The sequence below is a fragment of the Mesorhizobium sp. M00.F.Ca.ET.216.01.1.1 genome, assembly GCF_004010325.2.
In the GTDB taxonomy this organism is placed as follows: domain Bacteria; phylum Pseudomonadota; class Alphaproteobacteria; order Rhizobiales; family Rhizobiaceae; genus Mesorhizobium.
The window spans coordinates 1-290 of the sequence record NZ_SADR02000505.1; the positions used below are offsets into that span (position 1 = coordinate 1).

1 protein-coding gene and 1 pseudogene are annotated in these 290 nt (G+C 61.4%); one reads left to right on the forward strand and one right to left on the reverse strand.

Features of this window, described 5'->3' with window-relative positions; all coding sequences use genetic code 11:
- A partial coding sequence (locus tag EN859_RS38915) for an efflux RND transporter permease subunit (RefSeq protein WP_210237786.1) occupies positions 1-187 on the reverse strand: 187 nt, incomplete at its 3' end.
- On the opposite strand from EN859_RS38915, the pseudogene EN859_RS40130 reads away from it, so the two are divergent.
- Positions 177-290, forward strand: a pseudogene (locus tag EN859_RS40130) (CbbX protein); the annotation flags it as partial. The gene EN859_RS38915 and the pseudogene EN859_RS40130 sit on opposite strands and share 11 nt — an antisense overlap.

Below are 290 nucleotides of genomic sequence, written 5' to 3' on the forward strand. Positions count from 1 at the left end.
GATGAAACTCGGCTCCAATCCCGACGTCGCGCTGAACGAGGTATTGTCGAAGGTGCAGAGCGTGCGCGGCGACTTGCCGGATGAGGCCGAGTTTCATCTGCACCGTCACGGTGCTCGACGAAGGCCGGCTTTGCGAGGTGACGTAATCGATGTTTTCGGTCGAGGCGACGGCGCGGGTGCTGTTCATCGACGAGGCCTATTATCTCTACCGGCCGGAGAACGAGCGCGACTACGGCCAGGAGGCGATCGAGATCCTGCTGCAGGTGATGGAGAACCAGCGCGACGATCTC